23 protein-coding genes are annotated in these 20,783 nt (G+C 63.7%); 13 read left to right on the top strand and 10 right to left on the bottom strand.

The window, feature by feature from the left end; genetic code table 11:
• Positions 1 to 113: 113 nt before the first annotated feature.
• Positions 114 to 1,277, top strand: coding sequence for a D-alanyl-D-alanine carboxypeptidase family protein (locus tag AC0L2V_RS20700; protein WP_473521034.1), 1,164 nt, complete (start codon positions 114 to 116; stop codon positions 1,275 to 1,277).
• Positions 1,278 to 1,280: 3 nt separating this feature from the next.
• Positions 1,281 to 2,390: a CobW family GTP-binding protein gene (locus AC0L2V_RS20695; RefSeq protein WP_473521033.1), complete on the top strand. Its 1,110-nt coding sequence runs from the start codon at positions 1,281 to 1,283 to the stop codon at positions 2,388 to 2,390.
• Between the two features lie 218 nt (positions 2,391 to 2,608).
• Here the strand turns inward: AC0L2V_RS20695 and AC0L2V_RS20690 are convergent, their stop codons facing one another.
• From AC0L2V_RS20690 to AC0L2V_RS20670, 5 genes are all read right to left on the bottom strand, one after another.
• Positions 2,609 to 2,890 (bottom strand): sulfurtransferase TusA family protein, encoded by a 282-nt coding sequence (locus AC0L2V_RS20690; protein WP_473521032.1) that lies wholly within the window; start codon positions 2,888 to 2,890, stop codon positions 2,609 to 2,611.
• A 5-nt stretch (positions 2,891 to 2,895) separates the two neighbouring features.
• The gene (locus AC0L2V_RS20685; RefSeq protein WP_473521031.1) at positions 2,896 to 4,239 is read right to left on the bottom strand and encodes a L,D-transpeptidase family protein; all 1,344 of its coding nucleotides are present in this window, start codon (positions 4,237 to 4,239) and stop codon (positions 2,896 to 2,898) included.
• A 293-nt stretch (positions 4,240 to 4,532) separates the two neighbouring features.
• The gene (locus AC0L2V_RS20680; protein WP_023797175.1) at positions 4,533 to 5,483 is read right to left on the bottom strand and encodes an acetyl-CoA carboxylase carboxyltransferase subunit alpha; all 951 of its coding nucleotides are present in this window, start codon (positions 5,481 to 5,483) and stop codon (positions 4,533 to 4,535) included.
• Positions 5,484 to 5,600: 117 nt separating this feature from the next.
• Positions 5,601 to 6,518 carry a site-specific tyrosine recombinase XerD gene (locus AC0L2V_RS20675; protein ID WP_473521030.1) on the bottom strand — a complete coding sequence of 306 codons (918 nt, stop codon included), beginning with the start codon at positions 6,516 to 6,518 and terminating at the stop codon, positions 5,601 to 5,603.
• A gap of 5 nt (positions 6,519 to 6,523) precedes the next feature.
• Positions 6,524 to 6,676: a histidine kinase gene (locus AC0L2V_RS20670; protein WP_091593135.1), complete on the bottom strand. Its 153-nt coding sequence runs from the start codon at positions 6,674 to 6,676 to the stop codon at positions 6,524 to 6,526.
• 274 nt (positions 6,677 to 6,950) lie between these two features.
• Here AC0L2V_RS20670 and AC0L2V_RS20665 point away from each other — a divergent pair, with 274 nt between their 5' ends.
• The 4 genes from AC0L2V_RS20665 (at position 6,951) to AC0L2V_RS20650 (ending at position 10,516) form a co-directional block, all read left to right on the top strand.
• Positions 6,951 to 7,556, top strand: coding sequence for a shikimate kinase (locus AC0L2V_RS20665; protein WP_027153418.1), 606 nt, complete (start codon positions 6,951 to 6,953; stop codon positions 7,554 to 7,556).
• Positions 7,553 to 8,737, top strand: a complete 1,185-nt coding sequence (gene aroB / locus AC0L2V_RS20660) for a 3-dehydroquinate synthase (protein ID WP_473521029.1) — start codon at positions 7,553 to 7,555, stop codon at positions 8,735 to 8,737. Before AC0L2V_RS20665 ends, aroB begins: the two co-directional genes overlap by 4 nt.
• Positions 8,734 to 9,627: an HlyC/CorC family transporter gene (locus tag AC0L2V_RS20655; protein WP_091593130.1), complete on the top strand. Its 894-nt coding sequence runs from the start codon at positions 8,734 to 8,736 to the stop codon at positions 9,625 to 9,627. The genes aroB and AC0L2V_RS20655 overlap by 4 nt, the downstream gene beginning before the upstream one ends.
• 85 nt (positions 9,628 to 9,712) lie before the next feature.
• Positions 9,713 to 10,516 (top strand): alpha/beta hydrolase, encoded by an 804-nt coding sequence (locus tag AC0L2V_RS20650; RefSeq protein ID WP_473521028.1) that lies wholly within the window; start codon positions 9,713 to 9,715, stop codon positions 10,514 to 10,516.
• A 129-nt stretch (positions 10,517 to 10,645) separates the two neighbouring features.
• Here the strand turns inward: AC0L2V_RS20650 and AC0L2V_RS20645 are convergent, their stop codons facing one another.
• A complete protein-coding gene (locus AC0L2V_RS20645) occupies positions 10,646 to 10,948 on the bottom strand; it encodes a BolA family protein (protein ID WP_091593128.1) in 303 nt (100 codons plus the stop codon).
• 193 nt (positions 10,949 to 11,141) lie between these two features.
• Here AC0L2V_RS20645 and AC0L2V_RS20640 point away from each other — a divergent pair, with 193 nt between their 5' ends.
• The 4 genes from AC0L2V_RS20640 to AC0L2V_RS20625 all read left to right on the top strand — a co-directional run bounded on the left by AC0L2V_RS20640 (position 11,142) and on the right by AC0L2V_RS20625 (position 15,849).
• The gene (locus AC0L2V_RS20640) at positions 11,142 to 11,771 is read left to right on the top strand and encodes a J domain-containing protein (RefSeq protein ID WP_036262308.1); all 630 of its coding nucleotides are present in this window, start codon (positions 11,142 to 11,144) and stop codon (positions 11,769 to 11,771) included.
• 117 nt (positions 11,772 to 11,888) lie between these two features.
• A complete protein-coding gene (gene cobS / locus AC0L2V_RS20635; RefSeq protein ID WP_128246076.1) occupies positions 11,889 to 12,875 on the top strand; it encodes a cobaltochelatase subunit CobS in 987 nt (328 codons plus the stop codon).
• Between the two features lie 47 nt (positions 12,876 to 12,922).
• Positions 12,923 to 14,821, top strand: a complete 1,899-nt coding sequence (gene cobT, locus AC0L2V_RS20630) for a cobaltochelatase subunit CobT (protein ID WP_473493823.1) — start codon at positions 12,923 to 12,925, stop codon at positions 14,819 to 14,821.
• Entirely contained in the window at positions 14,818 to 15,849 is a 1,032-nt protein-coding gene (locus AC0L2V_RS20625) for an esterase-like activity of phytase family protein (protein ID WP_473521027.1), read from the top strand. The genes cobT and AC0L2V_RS20625 overlap by 4 nt, the downstream gene beginning before the upstream one ends.
• A 32-nt stretch (positions 15,850 to 15,881) precedes the next feature.
• On the opposite strand, the gene AC0L2V_RS20620 is transcribed toward AC0L2V_RS20625, so the two are convergent.
• From AC0L2V_RS20620 to rpmB, 3 genes are all read right to left on the bottom strand, one after another.
• Positions 15,882 to 16,583: a spermidine synthase gene (locus AC0L2V_RS20620; protein ID WP_473521026.1), complete on the bottom strand. Its 702-nt coding sequence runs from the start codon at positions 16,581 to 16,583 to the stop codon at positions 15,882 to 15,884.
• A 30-nt stretch (positions 16,584 to 16,613) separates the two neighbouring features.
• A complete protein-coding gene (locus AC0L2V_RS20615) occupies positions 16,614 to 17,294 on the bottom strand; it encodes a queuosine precursor transporter (RefSeq protein WP_236368731.1) in 681 nt (226 codons plus the stop codon).
• A gap of 137 nt (positions 17,295 to 17,431) precedes the next feature.
• Positions 17,432 to 17,728 (bottom strand): 50S ribosomal protein L28, encoded by a 297-nt coding sequence (gene rpmB / locus AC0L2V_RS20610; protein WP_023797188.1) that lies wholly within the window; start codon positions 17,726 to 17,728, stop codon positions 17,432 to 17,434.
• Between the two features lie 254 nt (positions 17,729 to 17,982).
• On the opposite strand from rpmB, the gene AC0L2V_RS20605 reads away from it, so the two are divergent.
• The 3 genes from AC0L2V_RS20605 to AC0L2V_RS20595 are packed head-to-tail and all read left to right on the top strand — an operon-like array spanning position 17,983 to position 20,358.
• A complete protein-coding gene (locus AC0L2V_RS20605) occupies positions 17,983 to 18,771 on the top strand; it encodes a DUF3108 domain-containing protein (protein WP_027153410.1) in 789 nt (262 codons plus the stop codon).
• 28 nt (positions 18,772 to 18,799) lie between these two features.
• Positions 18,800 to 19,690 (top strand): aromatic amino acid exporter YddG, encoded by an 891-nt coding sequence (yddG, locus tag AC0L2V_RS20600; protein WP_473521025.1) that lies wholly within the window; start codon positions 18,800 to 18,802, stop codon positions 19,688 to 19,690.
• A complete protein-coding gene (locus AC0L2V_RS20595; protein WP_473521024.1) occupies positions 19,690 to 20,358 on the top strand; it encodes a lysoplasmalogenase family protein in 669 nt (222 codons plus the stop codon). Before yddG ends, AC0L2V_RS20595 begins: the two co-directional genes overlap by 1 nt.
• On the opposite strand, the gene AC0L2V_RS20590 is transcribed toward AC0L2V_RS20595, so the two are convergent.
• Positions 20,333 to 20,773: a cupin domain-containing protein gene (locus AC0L2V_RS20590; RefSeq protein WP_473521023.1), complete on the bottom strand. Its 441-nt coding sequence runs from the start codon at positions 20,771 to 20,773 to the stop codon at positions 20,333 to 20,335. The two genes, AC0L2V_RS20595 and AC0L2V_RS20590, sit on opposite strands and share 26 nt — an antisense overlap.
• Positions 20,774 to 20,783 lie beyond the last annotated feature (10 nt).

Below are 20,783 nucleotides of genomic sequence, written 5' to 3'. Positions count from 1 at the left end.
GCACCGCAAGATAGTGATCCGGATAGAGGGACCGGATCACCATGCTGGCGATCGCGTAACAAATCTTACGGAGCCAGAGGCGACTGCGGCAAGAGGCGATTTCGGATTCCACCATGCGGTACAGGCGTTTCCTCAAATTGTTGCTCGCGGGCGCCGTGGCGCTTGCGGCGCTGGCCGGCCCGACTCTCGCCAATCCGACGATCGTGTTCGACCTGGAGAATGGCAAGATCCTCCAACACCAGGAGGCATTCAAGCGCTGGTATCCTGCCTCGCTGACCAAGCTGATGACCGCCTATGTGGCGTTTCGTGCGATTGCCGCCGGCGAGGTCCAGGTCGATTCGCCGATCAAGGTGACGAAGCGTTCCGCCAGCGAGCCGCCGAGCAAGATGGGCTTCAAACCCGGCTCGGTCATGCGGCTCGATAACGCGCTGAAGATGATACTGGTAAAATCGGCCAACGACGTCGCCATGGCCATCGGCGAGAACATCGGCGGTTCGCAGGCCGCTTTCGCCGAGCGCATGAACGCCGAGGCGCGCCGGCTCGGCATGACCGGAACGCATTTCGTCAACCCGAACGGGCTGTTTTCGCCGGACCAGTATACGACGGCGCGCGATCTCGGCTTGCTGGTGATGGCGATCCGCACGGAATTTCCACAATATGCCCCATGGTTCTCGATCGAGGGCCTGGCCGTCGGCAAGAAGAAGATCTCGAATTACAATCTTCTGATCGGCCGCTATCCCGGCGCCGACGGCATGAAGACCGGCTTCGTCTGTCCGTCGGGCTTCAACATGATCGGCTCGGCAACACGCGACGGGCGCACGCTGGTGGCGGTGGTGCTTGGCGAGAAGTCGGCCATCACCCGCGCCGAGACCGTCGCCAGGCTGCTCGACCACGGCTTTGCCACGCCGACACCGGGCTGGCTGACGGTGGCCGCGCTGCCTTCCTATGGCGACACCACATCGATCAACAACCTGAATGACGAGATTTGCAGGAAGAAGCCGGCTAAGGAGCAGTCGGAAGCTCCCCCGGTCGGCGATAAGAATGCGGCAAAATCTCTCTATCGAAAAAAACTCGATCACGCGCCGACATTGGTCGCAGTCGGCCTTGGCGGCGCCACCGGGCCGATACCGAAAGCCATGCTCGATGCATCGGGCCAGGAATATGCCGACGTGCCGCTGCCGAGTTGGCGGCCCGACCTGCCGCCGCCGCCCGGCGCCGAGCCGGCAGTGATCGGTTCCGCCACTGCGGCCCAGGAGCCCGCCAAGGCGGTGAACTAGCTGATGAGCAGCGGCTTTCCCATCGCCGTCTCGGTGCTGACCGGTTTTCTCGGCGCCGGCAAGACGACGCTGCTCAACCGGCTGCTCAGGGATCCCGCGCTCGCCGACACCGCGGTCATCATCAACGAGTTCGGTGAGGTGGCGATCGACCATCTCCTGGTCGAACAGGCCTCCGACGGGATCATCCAGCTTTCCGACGGCTGTCTCTGCTGCACGGTGCGCGGCGAACTGGTCGACACGTTGGCCGATCTCGTCGACCGGCTGCAGACCGGCCGCATCGCCCGGCTTGCCCGCGTCGTCATCGAAACCACCGGCCTCGCCGATCCGGCGCCGGTGCTGCAGTCGATCATGGCCCATCCGGCGCTGGTCGAGGCCTTCCGGCTCGACGGCGTCATCACGCTGGTCGACGCGGTCAACGGCGATGCGACGCTTGACGCCCATGTCGAGGCAGTGAAGCAGGCGGCGGTCGCCGACCGCATCGTGCTGACGAAAGCCGATCTCGCCACCGATCCGCGCGACGTCGAGGCCTTGCAGGCGCGGCTGCTGCAGATCAATCCGGGTGCCGAGCTGCTCGATGCGGCTGACAGAAGGACCGATGCAGCGGCGCTGTTCGATTGCGGCCTCTACAACCCAGCCACCAAGTCCGCCGACGTGCGGCGCTGGCTGGGCGAGGAAGCCGCCCATAGTCACCACCACCACCGTGGTGACCACGGCGACCATGACCACGATCATGACCATCGGCACGATTCCCGGGTGCGCTCCTACTCGCTCGTTCATGACGGGCCGGTGCCGTTTTCGGCGATCGAGATGTTCCTCGACCTGTTGCGATCAGCACATGGCGAGCGCCTGTTGCGCATGAAGGGCGTCATCGAATTGCTGGAAGACCCGTCGCGGCCACTGGTCGTCCACGGCGTCCAGAAGATCCTGCATCCGCCGGCGCGGCTGCCGTCCTGGCCGGACGGCCAACGCGGCACAAGGCTGGTGCTGATCACGCTCGACATGCCGGAAGATTACGTCCGCCGGCTGTTTGCCGCCTTCACCAACCGGCCGTCGATCGACTCACCGGACCGCGCAGCGCTGGAAAACAACCCGCTGGCCATCGCCGGGCGGTAGGCTTCTCGTCTTGCAGACGTAGCGCTGCCCCTCACCTGCCTGCCGGCACCCTCTCCCCGTATAGTGACGGGGAGAGGGGGCGCTCTCACCGACGCTTTCGCCAATCAGCAACTTTGCAGAAAGAGCGCCAAGGTTGCGGCCAGCTTCTTTCTCCCCGTTTACGGGGAGAAATGTCCGGCAGGACAATGAGGGGCAGCGCAGACAGAGCGAAATTGCTCTCAGCCGCCGCCGCGCTCGACCAGAAAGCGATGGCCGCCGGAAACCGCTGCCGTTTCGATCAACCGATGGCCGCTCTCGGTGCAGAAGGCGGGAATGTCGATGGCGGCGAGGGGGTCAGTGGTTTCGAGCCATAGCCAGCTGCCCGGCTGCATTGTGGCCAACCGCTTTTTTGCCTTGAGCACGGGCAACGGGCAGTTCAGGCCTTTGAGGTCGTAGACGGGGGCGGGGGCGGGGCTGGTTGAGGGCCTGTCTTCCTGGCCCCCATCTTCTTGTTCAGGCATGAAGCTCAGCCGCCGAACATGCCGAGCAGCTTCTTCTTCAGCCTTGTCGTCCTGCTTTCACCGGCATTCGCCGCCTGCGTTGCGGCCGGGGCGGCATCGGGGGACGACGCGATTGTCGCGGTAGCGACAGGCGCTTCGGCAGCGGCCCTGGCCTCCTCCTCTTCGGCCAGCGAATTGATCCTGGCGGTTTGCTTTTCGGCCAGAGCCTGAGTCTTGGCTGCCAGAGCCTTGGCCGCCGCTTTCTCGGCCTTGGCCGCTTCTATAGCGGCAAGCCTTTGCTCCTCGGCCTTCTGCTTGGCGGCCTTCTCGGCGTCGAGCGCGGCCATCTTGCGGCCCGCCGGCGAATCGATGCGGCCCATGCGCGCCGTCGCCGTCACCGAGCCGTCGGCGTTGAACGACGGCGGATCGATCGGCACGCGTTCGCCACGGGCGCGTTTCTTCGACCACTCGGAGACGATGCTGGCTTCCTTGATCCCGCCGATGGTCGGCTTGGGAGCCGGCACGCTGGCCTTGACCGCGCCATTGAAAGCCGCCTCGTAGGTGCTCTGGTAGGCATTGAAGGCGCTCTTCAGCGAATCCGGCTGTGTCGTCGCGGGGCAGGCGCCGGTCGGATCGAAGGTCTCGCCGTCAGGCGCGACCTGGTTGAAGACATAGCGCTTCTCGCAGACATCGACCTTCGGCGGCACTTTCGTGATCTCGAAATTGTCGTAGCCGACCTTCAGCATCTTCCAGAATTCGTAGTTCGGATCTTTGTGATAGCGCGCCATGTTGGCGGCGGTCATGCGGAACGGAAAGGCCTGGATCTGGAACTCGGTCTGCCCGCCCTGGAAAGCGTCGCGGCCGAAGGCGTAGATCTGCTCGATCTGCGCGTCGGTCATCGAATAACAGCCCGACGACGAGCAGGCGCCATGGACCATCAGATGGGAACCGGTGCGGCCATTGGCGCGGTCGTAGACGTTGGGATAGCCGATGTTGAAGGCAAGGTGGTAGCTCGACCGCGGATTCATCTGCGCCGGACGGACCGTATAGAAGCCCTCCGGCGCCTGGCGGTCGCCTTCGGTGTATTTGGGCCCTAGCTTGCCCGACCATTTGCAGATGTCGTAGCTGGCGACCAAGTCATAGCGACCGTTGGTCTTGGCCTTCCAGATTTCGAGCTTGCCCTCTTCCTTGAAGATGCGGGCCATCACCGGCGAGGTGCGGGTCATGCCCTTGGCCTTCATGCTGGCCAGGATTTTTTCGGGCAACGGCTTGTTGGCGTGGGGGGCAAAATCCTTCATCGAAGAATCGTTGCAGCCAGCGACGCCTATCGCGGCAATCACAAGTGCGGTGCGGGCAAGCTTGGCAAACATGGCTATGTCTTTTCTTTCGGACCGCAGGCATCAGGGCCGACAGGCCCAACCCTAAGCCCGTTAACCTTGAAAATTCCTTACCGCAGCACCGGGCCTTACGGCAATCCGATTGAAACGAGCGCAGCGGCATTTTTGTGGCGAAGGTGCTTAATCTCGCCACATTGCGGCGTCGAAACCGTCCGGCGGTCCGTCCGACTGAAATCGGCCGGCCTGAATCCTCTTGTTCGACCACGCCTTTTGCGAAAACCGGTACCCACTTTTTGCTGCGCTGAGCCTCGGTTCGGGATCATAGTCTAGAGGTTTCGCCCCATAGCCAGATATTTCTCGCGGCGCTGCTCACGAAAATCGGTGTTGGCGCCGGAGAATTCCTTCATCGTTTTGGCAATGAGATCGCCGGTGGCGGCAATCACCGTATCCGGGCCACGATGGGCGCCGCCGAGCGGTTCGGGAACGATGGCGTCGATGATCTTCAGCTCCAGCAGATCCTGAGCGGTGATCTTCATGTTGGTCGCCGCATCCTTCGAGCGGGTGGTGTCGCGCCACAGGATCGAGGCGGCGCCCTCCGGCGAGATCACCGAATAGATGGCGTGCTCGAGCATATAGACGCGGTTGGCGGTGGCGATCGCGATGGCACCGCCGGAGCCGCCTTCGCCGATGACCACCGAGATCGACGGCACCTTCAGGCGAAGACAGGCCGAGGTCGAGCGGGCGATGGCTTCGGCCTGGCCGCGCTCCTCGGCATTGACGCCCGGATAGGCGCCGGCCGTGTCGACCAGCGTCAGCAACGGGATATTGAAGCGGTCGGCGAGTTCCATCAGCCGCACCGCCTTGCGATAGCCCTCCGGCCGCACCGAGCCGAAATTATGCCTCAGCCGGCTGGCCGTGTCCGAGCCCTTTTCCTGGCCGATGATCGCCACCGGCTCGCCGCGGAAGCGGGCGAAGCCGCCGACGATCGCCTGGTCCTCGCCAAAATTGCGATCGCCGGCAAGCGGCGTGAAATCGTTGAACAGCCCCTTGATGTAGTCGACACAATGCGGCCTGTCCGGATGGCGCGCCACCTGCACCTTCTGCCACGGGGTCAGTGCCTTGTAAGTGTCGCGCAATGCGTCGCGCACGCGTTTCTCGAGCCGGCTGATCTCATCGCCGACATCGACCGCCTCGCCATTCTCGGCGAGCTTCTTCAACTCGATGATCTTGCCTTCGAGATCGGCGACCGGCTTTTCGAAATCGAGGTAATTGTACATTCTTGAGCGGACCGATAAGCCGGGAGGCAATGACAAGCCGGGAGGCAATGACTGGCGGAACCTGGGAAATAGAGGCTCCGGGCGGTGGAACGTCGTCCTCACATAGCGATATGACGCCTAGTCGGCAAGCGGATGATGATCGTTGACCAGCCGCACCAGCCGCTCCTCCAGAACATGTGTGTAAATCTGCGTCGTTGAAATATCGGCATGGCCAAGCAACTGCTGCACCGCCCTGAGATCGGCGCCGTTCTGCAGGAGATGGCTGGCAAAAGCATGGCGCAGCACATGCGGCGATATTTTCGCCGAGGCGATGCCGGCCCGCGCGGCAAGGCCCTTCAGGTCGCGGGCGAAGACCTGCCTGGAGAGATAGCCGCTGTCGCTTGCCGCCGGAAACAGGAACGGGCTGTCTGCCAAAGCCGGCACCGTTGCCCGGGCAGCGAGCCAGGCCCGCATGGCCACGCGCGCCTTTGCCGATAGCGGCACCATGCGTTCCTTGTCACCCTTGCCGCGCACCATGAAGAAACGATCGTCGCGCAGCGCCACCGTCACCGGCAGGCCGACCAGTTCGGAAACCCGCAGGCCGGTGGCGTAGAGCACCTCGACCAGCGCATGCAGGCGCAGCGCCGCCAGGCCGTCGCCATCGTTCAGCGAGGCGCCAGCTGCCTCCTGCGCCGCACGGTCGATCAGCCGGCCGGTATCGGCCTCGCTCATCGTCTTCGGCAGCGGCCGGCCCTTCTTCGGACTGTCCAGGGTTCCGGTCGGGTCGTCGCCGCGCAGACCCTCGGCGTAGAGGAACTTGAAGAACTGGCGCATAGCCGACAGCTTGCGTGCCTGCGAGGTGGCGGCAAAACCGCGTGCGGCTATATCGTCGAGATAGTTGCGGATATCGGTGGCGGCGGCACCAGCGAGCCCGCCGTCGATCTCCGCTGATGCGTCTTCGAGGTCGCGGCGATAGCTGGAAAGCGTGTTTTCGGCAGCGCCGCGCTCGGCGCTCATCATTTCCAGAAAGGCTTCGATGCGGGCCGCGCTGTTCATGTCTCTCAGTTTTTCTTGGGAATGAGCTTTTCGGGAGGGATGCGCACGCTCATTTCGGCCTTTCTCGGCTCGACGAACATCGCCAGAGCGAACATCGCGCCATAGACAATGCCGGCCAGAATCGTGAGCGTCACGACAAAGCGGAACAGTGTCGGCATCAATTCTCGCCCGTCTTGTTGTTCTGCGTTTCCAAACCCAGTGCCCTTATGAGACGCCAATCCGGCCAATTCAAGGGCGAAGCGCGGACGACGTGCGGCGGCGCCACGCTTGACGCAATCAGGCTTTTGATGTCGATACGCCGGCAAAGAGGGGTCTAAGCAGGCATTCGTGGGCTAGCCCGAAAATGCCTGCCTGGATTCTTTGGCTTGTCGCAGGTTCTGTCGCAAATCCTGGGATAGATTTGCGGAACCTGCTTAGAAACATCATGGTGTCATGAACGCGTTGCCAGCCAATCCTCCCGATGAGAGCCATGCCGCGCTGCTCGGCCGGCTGGGCAGCCGTTCCATTGTCTTTGTCGGCCTGATGGGCGCCGGCAAGACGGCGATCGGCCGCAAGGTGGCGGGGATGCTGGGACTGCCTTTCATGGACAGTGATCAGGAAATCGAAAGCGTGTCGCGGATGAGCGTCCCGGAACTGTTCGAACGCTATGGCGAGCCCGAGTTCCGGGCGCTGGAGCAGCGCGTCATCCTGCGCATATTGGAACACGGCCCGCAGGTGCTGTCGACGGGCGGGGGCGCCTTCATGAGCGCGCCGACGCGGGAGGCCATTGCCGGCCATGGCGTGTCGGTATGGCTGAAGGCCGAGATCGACCTGTTGATGGACCGCGTTTCCAAGAAGCAGAACCGGCCGCTCCTGAAAAGCGCCGATCCCCGTGCCGTGATCGAGCGGTTGATGGCCGAGCGCTATCCGGTCTACGCAACCGCCGATGTTACCGTGCCGACCCGCGACGATCGCAAGGAGGTCATCGCCGCCGAGGTGGTGAACGCGCTTTGCGGGTATTTCGGCGTGGCAGCCGCGACAGGCGAGGTGGGCTCGTGAAAAGCAACGCGACAGTCACCGTCGAAGTCGGGCTCGGCGATCGCGCCTATGACATATTGATCGGCTCCGGCCTGCTGTTGCGCGCCGGCACCGAGATTTCGCGCCGCCTGCCCGGCACGCGCGCCGCGGTGGTCACCGACGTCAATGTCGCCGCCGCCCACCTCGAGACGTTGAGGGCCGGCCTTGAAAAGGGCGGCATCCGGCCCGCCGTCATCACGCTGCCGGCGGGGGAAAAGACCAAGAGTTTCGCGCATCTCGAAGAGGTGGTGGACGGCGTGCTCGCCGCAAGACTGGAACGCGGCGATGTCGTCGTCGCGCTCGGTGGCGGTGTCATCGGCGATCTGGCCGGATTTGCCGCCGGCATCGTGCGCCGCGGCATGAATTTCGTGCAGATCCCGACCTCGCTGCTGGCGCAGGTCGACTCTTCCGTCGGCGGCAAGACCGGCATCAACAGTGCGCGTGGCAAGAACCTCGTCGGCGTCTTCCATCAGCCGAAACTGGTGCTGGCCGACACCGAAGTGCTCGACACGCTGCCGATACGGGAATTCCGCGCGGGTTATGCCGAACTCGCCAAATACGGGCTCATCGATCGCCCCGACTTCTTCGCCTGGCTGGAGGAAAACTGGGGCAAGGTGTTCGCCGGCGGCCCGCAGCGGGCCGAGGCCATCGCCGAGGCCTGCCGCGCTAAGGCCGATGTCGTCGGCCGCGACGAGTTCGAGACCGGCGACCGCGCGCTGCTCAATCTCGGCCACACGTTCGGCCACGCGCTCGAGGGCGCCACCCAATATGACAGCGCCCGTCTCGTCCACGGCGAGGGCGTCGCCATCGGCATGGCGCTGGCTTATCGCTTTTCGTCACGCCTCAACCTGGCAAGTCCCGACGATGCGGCGCGCGTCGAGGCGCATCTTCGCGCCGTTGGCCTGCCCTGGCGCATGGCCGATATTCCGGGTGAATTGCCTGACGCCGAAGCGCTGCTTGCCTTCATCACCCAGGACAAGAAGGTGTCGCGCGGCGCGCTGACCTTCATCCTGACGCGCGGCATCGGCCAGGCCTTCATCGCCAAGGACGTGCCGGCGTCGGAAGTGCTGTCGTTTCTGAGGGAGAACCATCCGGGTCAGCCGAGAGGCCGACCGGGTCAGCCGAGAGGCCGACCGGGTCAGCAGAACAGCCGACCGGGATGAGCGAGGCCGGCTGGATTGTCGCTGCTGTCCTTGCCGGGCTCGGCCTGCTCGCCTGTGTCTTTCGCGCGCGCCTGCTCGCTGCATTCGGCTATGAACTGCAGCGCATCGAGCCGCAGCATTCGAACCATGACGAATCGCGCAGCGCCGTCGACGATTTTCGACGCGACGGCCAGGTGGTGCGCGAGGGTCGCGCCCGCATCGGCCGCCTGTCCGATCTCGACGAGCTCGAAGTGTCCGATGTCATGGTCCACCGCACCAACATGCGCTCGGTCAATGCCGACAATGGGCCGGAGGCAGTGGTGCGCGAGATCCTGCAGAGCCCGCATACCCGCATGCCCTTGTGGAAGGGCTCGCTCGACAACATCGTCGGCGTGCTGCACGCCAAGGACCTGCTGCGTGCGCTGAACGATGTCGGCAACGACTTTTCCAAGATCGACGTGATGAAGATCGCTTCAAAACCGTGGTTCGTGCCCGATACCACGACGCTGCAGGAACAGCTCAACGCCTTCCTGCGGCGCAAGGCGCATTTCGCTATCGTCGTCGACGAGTATGGCGAGGTCGAGGGGCTGGTGACGCTGGAGGACATCATCGAGGAGATCGTCGGCGAGATCGCCGACGAGCACGATATCGACATGCAGGGCGTCAAGCAGGAAGCCGACGGCTCCGTCGTCGTCGACGGCACTGTGTCGATCCGCGACCTGAACCGGGCGCTCGACTGGGACCTGCCGGACGAAGAAGCCACCACCATTGCCGGTCTCGTCATTCACGAGACGCAATTGATCCCGGACGAGAAGCAGGCTTTCACCTTTCACGGCAAGCGCTTCGTCGTCATGAAGCGCGACAAGAACCGGATTGCAAGGCTGAGGATCAGGCCGGCCGGCGAGATTTAGTTCTGATAGGTTCTTTCGCGGCTAATCAATCCTGGACGCTCGCCGCGCCGGCGTGCACTTTCGACCGGGCTGTCTGGAGGTGACGGTGATCGATCGGCGAACCCTGCTTTTGATGTCGATGGCTTTGTTGACGGCCAGCGCTTCGGCGGCGTCGCGCCGGCTTTCGCCATCTCCGCAAACTATCGACTACGGTCCGGCCAGGCTCGATATCTACGCGCGCGCCGGCGCCAACTCCCTGCCTGTGATCGTTTTCATCCATGGCGGTGCCTGGCGAGCCGGCAATCGCACCAACGTCGACGTCAAGCCGGACTTCCTGCTCGACAATGGCTTCTGCTTCGTCTCGATCGACTACCGGATGCTGCCTGAGGCTGATGTCGCCACCCAGGCCAACGATGTCGAGCAGGCCTATCGCTACGTGCGCGCCAACATCGCCGGATACGGCGGCGATCCGAACCGGATTGCGGTGATGGGCCATTCGGCCGGCAGCCATCTCGCCGCACTGACCGGGCTGCGCGGCGGTCTGCCCGGCGTCGCGGCGCTGGTTCTGAACGATACCAGGGCTTATGACCTGGAGGCGCTTGCGAGGAGCGGCGGCATGACACGGGCCTATGCAAAGGCCTTTCCCGACCCGGCGCAGTGGCGAATGCTGTCGCCTGCCACCCATGTCGGGAGCCGCAAACATCCGGCGACCTTCATCGCCTATTCGCGCGCAGCGGGTCGTGCGGCAGCCTCATGGGCCTTCGCCGAGCGCCTGCGGGCGACTGGAACGGAGGTGACACTGTTCGATGGCAGCGCCTATTCGCACATGTCGATCAACCGCGATTTCGGCGACGAAGGCGACGCGTTGACCCGTGCGGTGATGATTTTCCTGAAGGCAGCGCTCGGATAGAGCGGTTCATCGTTTCACGGAAACGCCGAACCGCTCTATCTCTTTGTTTTTGCGCAATTCCCTAGGGAAAGCGCTATGCGCTTTTCCCGGGAAAACCGTTTCACACTTTTCCTGGAATTGCTCTGAGGTCTACCACCTGGTCTTTTCGTCCGGCGCGGCCGGCTCGATCGCCAGCGCATGGACACCAGCCTTCAATTCGTCGGCCAGCAATGCGTTGACCGCGCGGTGGCGCTCGATGCGACTCATGCCGGCAAAGGCTGAGGAGACGATGCGGACGCGGAAATGCGTCTCACCGGTGCCGTCATAGGTGCCGTGATGATCGGAGTCCTGATGGTGATGGCCGGCATGGAGATGGCTTTCGTTGATGATGACCAGCCGCTCCGGCAAAAACGCCTTCTTCAACTTGCCTTCCATCGTCGACTGTATGGACATTCGTACTTCCCTTCACCACATATGGCTGGCGCATGACCCCCGAAAATCGGTGCCGTTTGCGCGTCCGGAAGGACGCGCGGCGCCGCCGTCGCGACAAAATTCGCCGATCGCCCGCTTTATGCCGCGATTCAGCGGTTAGGGCGATCATCGCGAAAATGTCAATTCTTGTTTCGCACCGGCGAACAGCCCATAAATGGGTGAGATGAAACCGTACCCCAAATATTTCGAGAAAATCCGCATCCGCCCGGAGAAGGATGCGGAGCTGAAGTCTCGTTCGCCGATCTGCCAGTGGGACGGTTGCAAGGAGGCCGGCACCCATCGGGCGCCGGTCGGGCGCATGAAGGAGGGCGAGTATTTTCAGTTCTGCTTCGATCATGTGCGCGAGTACAACAAGGGCTTCAATTATTTCTCCGGTGTCCCCGATACCGAGATCGCCCGCTTCCAGAAGGAAGCGATGACCGGCCACCGGCCGACATGGAAGATGGGCGTCAACGGCGCCTCGACGCGCTCCTCGCCCGATTTCGCCCAGCAGCGTTCCGGCCGCGCCGGCTACTACAACCGCATGCGCGATCCGTTCGACCTGTTCAAAGGCCCAAAAGATCCGCGCGAGGCGCGTGAGCGCAAGGCCAAGCCGCTTGAGGCCAAGGCGCTGGAAACGCTTGGCCTTGATACAAAGGCGACTGGCAAGGACATAAAGGCGCGTTATAAGGAACTGGTGAAACGCCACCATCCGGATGCGAATGGCGGCGACAGAGGTTCGGAAGACCGGTTCCGCGATGTGCTCCAGGCCTATCGCGTGCTCAAGCAGGCAGGATTGTGCTGAGCGACCTCCGTGTCGTTTTCCAACTTTCATAAGGTTGGAAAAGGCTCTAAGACCGCCCCCGGACAAAATCGATTGCCGGCGAAATCAGGCGCTTCGCCCGTGGAGACGTTGATAAAGATGAACAAGGTCGATCGCGACATCGCCAACCTGCCCGACACCACCGTGCCGGTGAAGGAGAAATTCGGCTTCGAGTCCAAGATGGTGGTGCCGGCCTATTCCGTGACGAGCGAGCATGTGCCCGACATCGATCCGGACTATCTGTTCGACAAGAACACAACGATGGCGATCCTCGCAGGCTTTGCCTACAACCGCCGCGTCATGGTGTCGGGCTATCACGGCACCGGCAAGTCGACGCATATCGAGCAGGTCGCCGCCCGCCTCAACTGGCCTATGGTGCGTGTCAATCTCGACAGTCATGTCAGCCGCATCGACCTCGTCGGCAAGGACGCCATCGTCGTCAAGGAAGGGCTGCAGATCACCGAATTCCGCGACGGCATCCTGCCCTGGGCCTACCAGCACAATGTCGCGCTGTGCTTCGACGAGTACGATGCCGGCCGTCCGGACGTGATGTTCGTCATCCAGCGCGTGCTGGAATCGTCGGGACGGCTGACGCTGCTCGACCAGAGCCGGGTCATCCGCCCGCATCCGGCGTTCCGGCTGTTCTCGACCGCCAACACCGTCGGTCTCGGCGATACCACCGGCCTCTATCACGGCACCCAGCAGATCAATCAGGCGCAGATGGACCGCTGGTCGATCGTCACCACGCTGAACTATCTGCCGCACGACAATGAGGTGAACATCGTGCTGGCCAAGGCCAAGCACTATCGCGATGCCAAGGGCAAGGAGATCGTCAGCAAGATGGTGCGTGTCGCCGATATGACGCGTTCGGCCTTCATCAATGGCGACCTGTCGACCGTCATGAGCCCGCGCACGGTCATCACCTGGGCCGAGAATGCCGAGATCTTCGGCGATATCGGCATGGCGTTCAGGCTGACCTTCCTCAACAAGTGCGACGAGCTGGAACGCTCGCTGGTCGCCGAGTTCTACCAGCGCGCCTTCGGCCAGGACCTGCCGGAGAGCGCCGCCAACGTGGTCCTGGGCTAAGCATGGCTCGATTCCGATTTTCGGGGTCATGCTCCAAGGAATGATCGATGGCGGGTCCAGGCGACAACACGCGCAACAAGTCGAAGACGGGGTCTGAAGCCGACAGCTTCAAGCGCGCCGTCACCGTCTGCATGCGCGCGATTGCCGGCGACAAGGACCTCGAAGTCGGTTTCGCCAAGGATCGGCCGGCGCTCGCCGGCAGCCGCGCCCGGCTGCCTGAACTGCCGAAGAAAGCCTCGAAGGCCGACATCGCCATCACCCGCGGGCTCGGCGATTCCATGGCGCTGAAGCGCGCCTGCCACGACACGCGCATCCACACCAGGCTGGCGCCGGAGGGCAAACAGGCCCGCGCCATCTACGATGCGGTCGAGCAGGCCCGCGTCGAGGCGATCGGCTCCCGCGCCATGCAGGGTGTCGCCGACAATATCGGCTCGATGCTCGAGGACAAATACGCCAGGGCCAACCTCATCGATGTCAAGGACAAGGCCGATGCGCCGATCGAGGAGGCGCTGGCCCTGATGGTGCGCGAAAAGCTGACCGGCCGCACTGTCCCGAAGAGCGGCGAGCGGCTGGTCGACCTCTGGCGCCCTTGGGTCGAGGAGAAGGCAAGTGCCGATCTCGACGGACTGTCGGCAAAGCTCGACGACCAGCAGGCCTTCGCCCGCGTCGTGCGCGAGATGCTGGCTTCCATGGAAATGGCCGAGGAACTCGGTGACGACCAGGAGACCGAAGACTCCGAAGACAACGACGAAAACCAGCCGCAAGGCGAGGACCAGAGCGAAGAGGGCGGCGAGGACGATTCCGGCTCCGAGCAGTCGCAGTCGGACGACACCGAGGCGTCGTCCGACGACGAGCAATCGGCCGAGACGGAGGCATCCGATGCTACCGCCGACGACCTGTCCGACGATGACGACGCCGATGCCGAGACACCCGGCGAGGCGCGCCGCAACGACAATCCCTTCACCAATCTGTCGAAGGAGATCGACTACAAGGTCTTCACCACCGCCTTCGACGAGACAGTGGGTGCGGAGGATTTGTGCGAAGAGGAAGAGCTGGATCGGCTGCGCGCCTTCCTCGACAAGCAGCTTGCCAACCTGTCCGGCGTCGTCGGCCGGCTGGCCAACCGGCTGCAGCGCCGCCTGATGGCGCAGCAGAACCGGTCCTGGGATTTCGATCTCGAGGAGGGTTATCTCGATCCGGCGCGGCTGGTGCGCGTCGTCATCGACCCGATGCAGCCGCTGTCCTTCAAGCAGGAGCGCGACACCAAATTCCGCGACACGGTGGTGACGCTGGTGCTCGACAATTCGGGCTCGATGCGCGGCCGGCCGATCACCGTCGCCGCCACCTGCGCCGACATTCTGGCGCGCACGCTGGAACGCTGCGGCGTCTCGGTCGAGATCCTCGGCTTCACCACCCGCGCCTGGAAGGGCGGGCAGGCACGCGAGAAATGGCTGAAGGAAGGCAAGCCGCCCAATCCTGGGCGGCTCAACGATCTGCGCCACATCATCTACAAATCCGCCGACCATCCATGGCGGCGGGCGCGGCGCAATCTCGGCCTGATGATGCGCGAGGGCCTGCTCAAGGAAAACATCGACGGCGAGGCACTGCTGTGGGCCCACAACCGCCTGATCGCCCGGCCGGAGCAGCGCAAGATCCTGATGATGATCTCGGACGGCGCGCCGGTCGACGATTCGACGCTGTCGGTCAATCCGGGCAACTATCTCGAACGGCATCTGCGCGCGGTGATCGAATTGATAGAGACGCGCTCGCCGGTCGAGCTCCTGGCCATCGGCATCGGCCACGACGTGACCCGCTACTATCGCCGCGCCGTCACCATCGTCGATGCCGAGGAACTGGCCGGCGCCATGACCGAGCAACTGGCCTCGCTGTTTGGCGAGGAAAGCATGCGCGACACGCGACGCGGCGGCATGCGGCGCGCCGGATGATTTTTTCGCGGGGCGGCTTTCGGCAGACGCTTTTCGCCGCCACAGCCCTGTTCGTTGCCGGCATCGCCTTGTCGCCTCCCATCGCTGCCGGCACCGTTGCGGTCGAGCCGATCGAAATCTCGGCACGGCTGATAGACCGGTTTCATATCGGCGGTGACGAAAAGCGGTTCGGCCCGCTCGAATTCGTCGGCGGGCTGGAAATGACCTCGCCGTCACGCGATTTCGGCGCGCTGTCGGCGTTTCGTTTCCGCAAGCCCGGCAGTGATTTCATCGGCGTCGCGGACACCGGTTTCTGGTTCTTCGGCACCGTCACCCATGATGCCGACAAGCGCCCATCCGGCATCCGGAATTTCCGTATGCAGCAGATGGCCGACGAGGGGGGCCAGCTGATCGCCGAGAAATGGGAGGTCGACGCCGAAGGCCTTGCGCTCAAGGACGGCATTGCCACAGTCGGCTTCGAGCGCGATCACCGCATTGCACAGTTCAAGATCGAACCGGGCGACATGAAGCCGCCGTTCAGGCAACTCGACTTCCTGATTCCAGCCTGGGAGCTTCGCCGCAATCGCGGCTTTGAGACCGTCACCCACGCCAATCCTGACGGCCAGCACCAAGGCGGGCTGGTCGTGGTCTCGGAAAAGAGCCTCGACAAGGCAGGCAACATCTATGCGGCCGTTATCGAAGGGCCGCACAAGGGCGTCTTCACCGTCAAGCGCAACGGCAATTTCGACATTGCCGACGGCGCCTTCCTGCCGGACGGCGACCTCTTGCTTTTGGAGCGCAGCTTTTCGATGGCCGGCGGCGTCAAGATGCGGCTGCGGCGCATCTATGGCGAAAGCGTCGAGAAGGGCGCGGTTGCCGACGGGCCGATGCTGATGGAAGCCGACATGGGCTACCAGATCGACAATATGGAAGGGCTCGACGTCTGGACCCGCGACGACGGCGCGCTGATGGTGTCGCTGGTCTCGGACGACAACCACTCGATGCTACAGCGTAATCTGTATCTGGAATTTGTGCTGCACGAGGATTGAGAGGCGGTCGGCAAAGGACGGCCGATAACAAGCTACAGCTTGGCGCCGGTTGCGGCAGGCCGGGCCCCGTTGGTCGCGATCCAGATGATTTGGCGTGCGCCGCGCTTGCCATTGGCTCGCACCTTGGCCTCCTCGACCGCGAAGCCCGCCTGCTTGAGCCGGCGGGTAAAGCCGCTGTCGGGTCCCTGCGACCAGACCGCCAGCACGCCGCCGGGCTTGAGCGCTGCTCTCGCGCTGATCAGCCCGGCTACACTGTAAAGGGCATCGTTGGCCCTGTGGACGATCCCTTCCGGCCCATTGTCGACGTCGAGCAGGATGGCATCCCAGGCCGAGGGTTCCGATCGTATGATCTGCCCGACATCCGCCTCGCGAATGGTCACGCGCGGATCGTCGAGACAGCCGCCGAACAGCGAGGCCATCGGGCCGCGCGCCCACGCCACCACGGCGGGCACCAACTCGGCGACAACGATGCCGGCATCGGCGCCAAGCTCGGCAATCGCGGCGCGCAGCGTGAAACCCATGCCCAGCCCGCCGATCAGGATTTTCGGCTGCCTGCGGCCGGCAATCCTGTGGCAGGACAGCCTCGCCAGCGCTTCCTCAGAACCGCTGAGGCGGCTGTTCATCAGCTCGTTCGAGCCGAGCATGATCGAGAATTCGGCGCCGCGTTGTTTCAGGCGCAGCGCATGGTCGCCGCCAGGCGTTTTCGCGGTATCGAGTTGGACCCACGGGATCATGCTCGAGAACCTGTGGGCATGATCTTTTCTCTATGCCGCCAGTGCCGGCTGGCTCCAGCGGGCGGCAAGCAGTCGGTAGGGGATCAGCGCCACCACGGCGATGATCAGCTTCACGCCGAGGTCGCCGAGCGCCCATGACACCCAGCGCATGGCCTCGACCGGCAGCACGCCGATCAGCGGCGCGGTTTCGAGCGCAAAGCCATCGTTCGGGCCAGCGAAGGCAAAAGCCGCCGAAAAGGCGATCGTGAAGAACACCGCGGTGTCGAACACCGAGCCGACCAGCGTGCCGACGATCGGCGCCCGCCACCAGCTCTGCCGGCGCAACCGGTTGAACACGGTCACGTCGAGCAGCTGCGCGATCAGGAACGCGGTGCCGGAAGCCGCCGCAATGCGCACCAGCCGGTCGGCAGCCGTCTCGAATTCGATCAGGCCGTAGCGGAACAGCAAGGGCGGGATGACGACCGAGCAGATCACTGCCGCCGTGAAGCCGACAAACACGATCCGGCGCGCCACAGCCGGGCCGTAGCGGCGATTGGCAAGGTCGGTGACCAGGAAGGAGAACGGGTAGGTGAAGGCGCCCCAGGTCAGAATGTCGGCCAGCGACAGGCCGCCGATTGCACCCTGCAGCGGGAACTGCACGAGGACGTTCGACGCCACCACGACAAGCGCCATGGCCGCAACAAAGGGCAGATATCGGGAGAAAAAGCTCATTTTTTTATCCTGGGTAATGGAACCAGCGGGGTGTCATGCCGAGTTCGGACGACACTCCATTGCTGTTTGGCCATCGGATTTCTCCGAAAACCGCTTCGCACTTTTCGGTCCGATGCCGAAGGCGGCTGCCTGAAAAATTAAGCGGCCGGCTGTTCGGCGAGCTTCTTGGCGATCTGCTTCTTCAGCAGCCGCGCGCGCTGCGACAGCTCCTTGGCGTCGGCCTTGGCCAGGAACGCATCAAGGCCGCCGCGATGCTCGACCGAACGCAGCGCGTTGGCCGAAATGCGCAGGCGCACATTCTGGTTCAACGCTTCCGAGATCAGCGTCACATTGACGAGATTGGGCAGGAAGCGACGCTTGCTCTTGTTGTTGGCGTGGCTCACATTGTTGCCGGACATGACTGCCTTGGCAGTGAGTTCGCAGGTGCGGGACATGGTTCTAAACCTTCAGTTCTCGGTCTGGCCAAACATTCAACCCGCGCCGGGTGGCGCGCGGTTTCGGTCAGGCGGCCTTATGGAAAAAGTTGGCGTTCCATAGTTGCATTTCGGCGATGCGTCAAGCTCCGGCTTGCGCCCGGGTGTGACGACGTCTTTCACATAAAGGCCGAAATTCAGTCTATAAGCGGTCGCACAAGGAGATGCCAGGCTGGAGTTGCGCGCTTCTGCTGAAATCGAGGATCGATCCCGCCATGCTTCGTTCGTCTCATGCTCTCCTTGCATCGCTCGCCGTGGCGCTGCCGACGGCAATTTCTGCCGCCACGCAACAATCCTTCAAGGGCGAGTATACGGTTTCGGTCCACGGCTTCTCGGTGGCCAAGGCAAGCTTTTCCAGCAGTTACGAAGGCGATACCTATTCGATCGAAGGCAGCGTCTCCAGCGCCGGCCTCGCCACAATATTCGACGACACGCGTGGCACGGTCTCGTCGAAGGGCAAGATTTTGGGCAAGCAATTGCAGCCGCAGGCGTTCCGCGCCGACTACAAATCGGGCGACAAGGCATCGATGATCGACATCCAGTTCGCCAACGGCACTGTTACCGCGACCAAGGTCGTGCCTGCGCCGAAGAAGCGCAATTCCAAGAAATGGATACCGCTGGCCGCCAGCCATCTCGCCTCGGTGCTCGATCCGATGGCCGCCACCGTCATCCATGCCGATAGCCTCGACAAGGTCTGCGGGCGCACGGTGAAGCTCTATGACGGCGAGATGCGCGCCGATCTCAGGCTGACCTACGAGTCGAAAGGCTCGACCTCGGTGCGCGGCTACGAGGGCGATACCGTCACTTGCCGGCTGGATTTTGAGCCGGTGGCGGGTTATCGCAAGAACCGCAAATCCCTGGATTACCTGAGAAAGCGCAGCCGCATCATGGTGACGTTTGCACCGGTCGGCCAAACCGGCGTATATGCGCCGATCCACGCCACGGTCGGCACGAAAATCGGCACCCTCACCGTCAGCGCGGAGCGGTTCGAAGCGACAGAATAGGCGCGATCGCGCGCCGCCGGAGACGGACATGGGGCGCGCAACACTGATCGGCTTCTCGGCGGTCGCCATGTGGGCGCTGCTGGCGCTGCTTACGGACGCTTCCGGCAAGGTGCCGCCATTCCTGCTCTCGGCGATCACCTTCACGATCGGCACTGGCGTCGGGCTCGTCGCGCGGCTGTTCATGCCGGCCACCGCCGGGAGCGAGAAGAAGATACCGCCGCAAGTGTGGCTGATCGGTATTGCCGGCCTGTTCGGCTATCACTTCTTCTATTTCACTGCGCTGCGCAACGCACCGGCGGTGGAGGCGAGCCTCATCGCCTATCTGTGGCCGCTGCTGATCGTGCTCGGATCGGCGCTGATGCCGGGCGAGCGCCTGGCCTGGAACCATGTCGTCGGCGCACTGCTCGGCCTTGCCGGCACTTTTCTGATCGTCACCAAGGGCGGCGGGATTGCCTTCGACGCGCGCTATGCCTTCGGCTATGCGATGGCCGGCGTCTGCGCCGTGCTGTGGTCGTCCTATTCGCTGTTGTCGCGCCGCTTTCCGTCGGTGCCGACCAGCATCGTCACCTGGTTCTGTGCGGCCACGGCAGCGCTTTCGCTTGTCTGCCATCTGATGCTGGAAGAAACGGTGCTGCCTGTCGGCGCCGGCCAGTGGCTGGCCGTGCTCGGCCTCGGCCTGATGCCGGTGGGCGCGGCCTTCTACGCCTGGGATATCGGCGTCAAGCGCGGCAACATCCAGGTGCTGGGCGCGGCAAGCTATGCCGCGCCGCTGCTGTCGACGCTGGTGCTGATATCAGCCGGTTTCGCCGAACCGTCCCTGCGCATCCTCGCCGCCTGCGTGCTGATCACCGGCGGCGCAGCGCTTGCGGCGAAATCGCTGTTCTTGCGCAAGAGGGCTGCGAGCGAGGCAGGGGCGTGATGCCGTTTCCCGGCGGCATCGACGCCGACGCCAATGCGACGCTGCTGTTTTCGCTGGCCGCCGCGGTGATCTACGCCTTCACCATCGACATGCCACAGACGCTTGCGCGTTCCGCGGTCAAGACGCTGGCCGTGGCGATGCTTGCTGTGCTGGCATCGCTGCAGGGCGGTCCGTGGCTGCTGATCGCGGCGCTGGCGCTCAGCGCCATCGGCGACGCATTGCTGTCGCGCGACGGTGAAAAGGCTTTTGTCGGCGGGCTGGCCAGTTTTCTCGTGGCGCATGGGCTTTACATCGCGCTGTTCCTGCGCTCCGGCGAGGGGGTCGGGCTGCTCTCGGCCGAGCCGTGGCGCGCGGCGATTGCCGTGGCAATGGCCGTGTTGGCGCTCGCCATGCTTTTTGCGCTCTGGCGCCGTGTCGGCCCCGCCCTGCGCCTTCCCATCAGCGTCTATATCGCGACAATTTTTGCCATGGGCATTTCGGCGCTGACCCTGAGCAATTTCTGGGTCGTCGGCGGCGCCGTGCTGTTCATGGCGTCCGACGGGCTGCTCGCCTCGGAAAAGTTCCTGCTGAGCGCCATCTCGCCGCACCGCGACTGGACGCGCCGCGCGGTCTGGGTGCTGTATTATGCCGCCCAGCTGGCGATCACGATGGGTTTCCTGCTGGGCTAGGACTCCAGCCCGGCTCGGCCAGCTCGAAGGTGGCGAAATCGAAGCCCGGCGCCACGGTGCAGCCGGCCAGCGTCCACTCGCCCAGGCTGCGCGCCGACTGCCACCAGCCTGCCGGCACAACGATCTGAGGCCGCTCGCCCGCCGCCAATGCCGTGCCGAGCACCTGCTCGATCAGCGGCCCGTTTTCCCGATGCATCGACAGTGCCAGCGGGGCGCCGGCATAGAAATGCCAGACCTCGGCGGCGTCCTTGACGCGGTGCCAGGCCGACACTTGCTCCTGCTGCAAAAGGAAATAGATCGCGGTCGAATGGCCGCGAGCGCCTTCCGCGCCATCGCGAAAGGTCTCGGCATACCAGCCGCCTTCCGGATGCGGTTTCAGGCCGAGCGCCGCGATGATTTCGGCGGAACTGGTCATTTTCCTCAGA

This window comes from Mesorhizobium sp. WSM4814, from assembly GCF_055811595.1.
The sequence above is the reverse complement of the archived record's forward strand: the minus strand, read 5'-3'. Positions and strand labels throughout refer to the sequence as shown.